This window comes from Kitasatospora sp. NPDC047058 (assembly GCF_040643935.1).
Lineage (GTDB): Bacteria > Actinomycetota > Actinomycetes > Streptomycetales > Streptomycetaceae > Kitasatospora.
In genome coordinates this window covers 1-4,906 of the sequence record NZ_JBEYVJ010000456.1, presented here as the reverse complement: position 1 = coordinate 4,906, position 4,906 = coordinate 1, and the positions used below count along the sequence as shown (strand labels likewise).

At 74.8% G+C, this 4,906-nt stretch carries 4 protein-coding genes; 3 read left to right on the top strand and 1 reads right to left on the bottom strand.

Features of this window, described 5'->3' with window-relative positions:
* Both ABZ885_RS35285 and ABZ885_RS35280 read left to right on the top strand, forming a co-directional pair.
* On the top strand, positions 1-1,476 hold a 1,476-nt coding region (locus ABZ885_RS35285; RefSeq protein WP_360198111.1), incomplete at its 5' end, for a CHAT domain-containing protein.
* A gap of 87 nt (positions 1,477-1,563) precedes the next feature.
* Positions 1,564-2,151, top strand: a complete 588-nt coding sequence (locus ABZ885_RS35280; protein ID WP_360198108.1) for a hypothetical protein — start codon at positions 1,564-1,566, stop codon at positions 2,149-2,151.
* A gap of 31 nt (positions 2,152-2,182) precedes the next feature.
* Here ABZ885_RS35280 and ABZ885_RS35275 read toward each other — a convergent pair whose 3' ends face one another.
* On the bottom strand, positions 2,183-2,860 hold the full coding sequence (locus ABZ885_RS35275) for a macro domain-containing protein (protein WP_360198105.1): 678 nt from the start codon (positions 2,858-2,860) through the stop codon (positions 2,183-2,185).
* Between the two features lie 188 nt (positions 2,861-3,048).
* Here ABZ885_RS35275 and ABZ885_RS35270 point away from each other — a divergent pair, with 188 nt between their 5' ends.
* A complete protein-coding gene (locus ABZ885_RS35270) occupies positions 3,049-4,665 on the top strand; it encodes an ADP-ribosyltransferase domain-containing protein (RefSeq protein ID WP_360198102.1) in 1,617 nt (538 codons plus the stop codon).
* The last annotated feature ends 241 nt before the right edge of the window (positions 4,666-4,906 follow it).

Below are 4,906 nucleotides of genomic sequence, written 5' to 3'. Positions count from 1 at the left end.
GCCGGCCCGGGCACCGCCGTCCCGGGCACCGCCGTCCCGGACCCCGTCGCACCCGCCACCGCGCCCGCCGCCGGGCCCGACGCCGTCGGCGAGCCGCTCGGCGCGCTGTTCGGCATGCCCGGCACCCTGCTCGGCTCGCTGCCGGACGGTGCCGGCGTCCCGATGCCCGACGACCTGCGCCGCCGGGCCCTGACCGCGCTGGCCGGCTCCCCCGTCGGCACCGCCCTGATGGCCCCGCCCTCCATCGCGGAGATCGCCCGCACCCTGCGCGCCGTCCGCGCCGACGCGCTCGTCTACCTGCTGCCGCCCGGCGCCGGCCGCAGCGGCGAGGCCGTGATCGTCACGGCCGGCGGGGGCGTCGGACTCCAGCGGCTGACGCTGGTCCGCCCCGACGCGCTGCGCCAGTTGACCACCTACCGGCAGGCCCACCGGGAGCGGCAGGCCGCCCTCGCGCCGGGCACCGGCAAGGCCGAGGAGACCGCCGCCCGGCGCCGCTGGCAGGCCGCCCTCGCCGAGCTCTGCGACTGGGCCGGCGCCGCGGTGATGCGGCCGCTGCTGCGCCACCCGGAGGTCCGCGCCGCCGGACCGCTGCCCCGGCTGGTCCTGGTGCCGTTCGGGGAGTTCGGCGGCGTCCCCTGGCACGCGGGCCTGCTCCGCAGCGGCCTGCGCGACGGCAGCCGACCGGTCCGGGCCGCCGAGGAGGCGGTGCTCTCCTACGCGGCCTCGGCGCGCCAGCTCTGCGAGGTGGCCGGCCGGCCCCGGCTGCCGCTCACCGAACGGCCGGTGGTGGTCGGCGATCCGGGCCGCAACCTGTTCGGCGCCGACATCGAGGCGGAGTCCATCCACGCGGAGCTCTACCCGGACGGCACCCTGCTGGGGTTCGTCGAAGGGGCCGAGGGCGCCGGGACACCGCGCGAGGTGCTCGCCACGCTGCCCGCGCCCGGCCGGTCCGGCGCCTCCGTGCTGCACCTCGCCTGCCACGCCCGCCCGTCCGGCAGCTCACCGCTCGACGCCTACCTGGAGCTCGCCCCCGAACCGGGAGCAGGAACGCGCGTCGCCGGCGCGGCGAGCGGACGGCTCCCGGTCGGCGACATCCTGCGGCAGGCCCAGGGCCGGCCACCCGGCTCGCCCGGCGGCCTGGTCGTCCTCGACGCCTGCGTCAGCGACCACACCGCCGGGGACCTCGACGAGGCGCTCACCCTGTCGACCGCCTTCCTCGCCGCCGGCGCCACCGGCGTGGTCGGCTCCCGCTGGGAGGTGCCCGACTCCCTGGTCGGGCCGCTGATGTACGTCTTCCACGCCCGGCTCCGCCAGGGCGACCCGCCCGCCGAGGCGCTGCGCCACGCCCAGCTCTGGGCCCTCGGCCCGGAGCGGCGGATCCCCCCGGACATGCCGGTCGACCTCGCCCTGGCCCTCGACGAGGGCGACCCCGCCGCCCTCGACGTCTGGGCCGCCTTCGGCTACCAGGGCGGCTGACGCCCCGCCGGCCACCCCGGACGGCACCCACCCGCCGCACCAGACACACCCGACCCACCCGACCCACCCACGGAGGAAACGGAAACGATGGACGCATCGGGCGCCACCGCACTGCTGGTCGCCGTGGTGGGGGTGGTCGGCACCCTAGCCTCCGCCCTGCTGACCCAGCGCCGGGGCGACGCCGCCCGCCGCGAGGAGCGCGAGCTCGGCGAACGGCGGGAGCTCGCCGAGCGGCACGCACAACAGCGGTCCGCCGACCTCGCGGAGCGGCGCGCCAGCTACACCACCCTCAACACCGCGGCCCGGGACTACCTCACCGCGCTCAACGACCACGCGCACGCGCTGCGCCTCGCCCCGGCCGGTGCCGACGCCGGCGAGACCGCCACCGCCCTGGAACACGCCCGCGCCGCCTACCGCCGGCGCTACGCCGAGGCCCAGATGGTCGTCCCGGACGGGGTGCTCGTCGAGGTCAGCCTCGCCAACCGCCGGCTGAGCGCGCTCTACGGCTGCCTGAAGCGGATCACCAACGGCACCCCGGCGCAGAGCGAGGACCTCGACGCGGTCGCGGCAGCCGTGGACGAGGCCTGGACCCGCCTGCGCCTGCTGCGCCACACGATGCGCCGGGACCTCGGCATCTCGACCCCCGAGGAGAACCGGCGCACCCCCGCTGCCTGAACCCCCGGCTCCACCGGTCGGGCGGGGCCGGTCAGCGGCGGGAGGTGCGGCGGGCGGGCGGGGCTATGCGGACCCGCTCCCCGGCGGGCGCGCGCTCCAGGTCGTCGAGCTGCGCGACGATCGTGCTGCGCAGGTCGTCGTCGTCCTCGAAGTGGTGGTCGTTGAACAGGGTGTAGCCCGTCCACATCAGGTTGGCGCACACCCGGGCCGGCACCCGGCCGGTCTGGGCGCCCATGCCGACCAGCGCCACCGACCCGATGCTGCCCGGCGTCACGCTGTTCTGCCGGTGGACCGCCTGGAAGGCGGCGGCACAGGCCAGCGCCACGTTCAGCGTCGCGCTGACGTTCTGGGACGACTTCTCCATCGTCGGCGTCGAGATCAGGAACTGCGGGTTGACCGCCCCGGACGGCACGCACACGGCGCTGCCCACCGGGAGCGTGCCCGCGAACCGGTCGCGGATCGCCCGCTGCACGCGCAGCTGGATGCCCGCGCCCAGGTGGCGCTTGATCACCGCGTCGACCCCGCCGTCCATCCGGCCGCGGGAGTTGGTGGGGCTGACCCAGGCGTCGACCTGCTCGTCCAGGATCGAGCCCTGGCGGATCTCGATCCCCGGGGTGTCGGCGAACGCCGCCCGCCAGGCCTCCACCACCGCCTCGTTGAGGTCGGTCAGCACGACCCTGAGCGGCGACGTCACAAGGTTCTCGGTCATGGTTCACTCCGATCGGGGGACGGCCTCTCCGTCGCTTCACGACGCTAGACCGCGTCACTGACAATCCGTCGGTTCCGTCCCGGCCGGCGGCGGCCGGCGGACTGTCGGACCCGGGCGGTAGGACTGTGGTGTCCGGCGGCGAGCCGACGGATCCTCAGCACCCCTTTCGATTCCCGGAGCCCTCCACCATGAGCGACGCCAAGACCCCCGCCACCCCCGACCCGAACGACCCGCTGGCCCTCGCGGAACTGTTCCAGGGCGGCGGCGAGCCGTGGCTCCCGCTGCTGAAGCCGGTCATCGAGGCGCAGCCGGACGCGGCCTCGTTCATCGGCCCCGGCCGCGGCCCGGAGGTCGTCCCCGTCCGCGAACTGACCTTCCAGGCGCTCAAGCCCAACGCGCCGCACAAGTGGAAGGTCGTCGTCTTCGGCCAGAACCCGTACCCGCGGCCGGAGAGCGCCACCGGCATCGCCATGTTCGACAACACCTTCCACGACTGGAAGGACAGCCAGTTCGGCCGGGTCGTCAGCATCCGCTGCATCATCAAGGCGGCGGCGATGTGGAAGTACGGCATACCCAAGAAGACCCCGATCGCCGACATCCGCGCGCTGCTGAAGAAGCAGGACACCGTCCAGCCGCCGGAGTGGTTCCAGGCGATGCTCACCCAGGGCGTCCTGCTGCTGAACGCGGCCCTCACCGCCGACAGCAACGGGGGTTCCGGCACCGACCGGCACACGGCGTTCTGGCGGCCGGTCGCCGAGCGGATCGTGGAGGAGATCCTCAAGGCCAAGCAGGACGCCGCCGAGGAGGACCGCGGCGTGGTCTTCGCCTGGTGGGGGGCGCACGCGCGCAACCTGAAGAAGATCGTCCTGGAGCTGCAGAAGAAGTACCCGGGCGTCGAGGTCCGGCACATCGACCACGCCAATCCCGCGGCGCAGGGCGACATCTTCTGCGACGGCGACCACTTCGCCATGGTCAACGCGGCCCTCGCCTCGCTGGGCGCCGAGGAGATCGACTGGCTGCCGGCCAAGGGGTGGAACGAGCACGGGGAGGGCGACGGCGGGGCGGACGGCGACGTCGCCGACCGCATGGGCGCGTTCATCGCCTCCACCATGGAACTGCACCAGCTCTACCTCGACCGGCTCGCGAGCGTCAAGGACGAGGGCCTCGAACTCCCCGCGATCACCGGCGTGTTCGACACCGAGCTGATGGACTTCCGGGAGGCCGTGACCCCCGTCGCGAAGCTGCTGCGCGGTCTCGACCGGCACGTCGAGCGGTCGTACGAGTTCGGCAAGCGGCGGGCCGACGAAGCCGCCGACGGCCTGTCCGCCGACGCGATCGCCGCCCTCTACCTCTACACCTGCGAATCCGCGTTCTACCGGGAGATCAACGCCGTGCTGCGCTCCCCGGACCGGTCCCGGCTCGTCCCGTACCTGGCCTACCTGCGGCTGCTGTTCTCGGCGGTCTCGCAGCTCCCCGCCCGCACCGAGCCGCTCTGGCGCGGGGTGTCGCTGGACCTGCGGGCGCAGTACCCGCTCGGCCGGACGGTGACCTGGTGGGGCGTGTCCTCGTGCACGTCCGAGCTCGGCGTGGCCCGGGGCTTCCTCGGCAGCCGCGGCAAGCGGACGCTCTTCGAGGTGCAGCCGGCCGGGGCCGTGGGCATCCGCGACTTCTCGGCGTTCACCGGCGAGGAGGAGTTCATCCTCCTGCCGGGGACGCAGCTCAAGGTCACCGACGTCCGGACCGAGCGGGGCGGCCTGTGCACGGTGACGCTGACGGAGGTGAACGAGCAGACGCTGGTGTCCTGAGCCCGGCCGCCTCCGGAGGACGCCCTCCCGGCCGCCGCCCGAAAGACGCCCGCCCGAATGCCGCCCGGGCGGGAACCCGGGCGGCCGGGCGGGCGTCTTTCCAGGTACCGGGGCCCGTCGGACGGGCACGGAGGTGAGTCCGGCATGAGAACCGTCGAGCGGCTGTCCGCACGGTGGCGCTCGCTCTCCCGCGCGCAGCGGGTCGGTGCCGCCCTGCTGACCGCCCTTGTCCTGCTCCTCG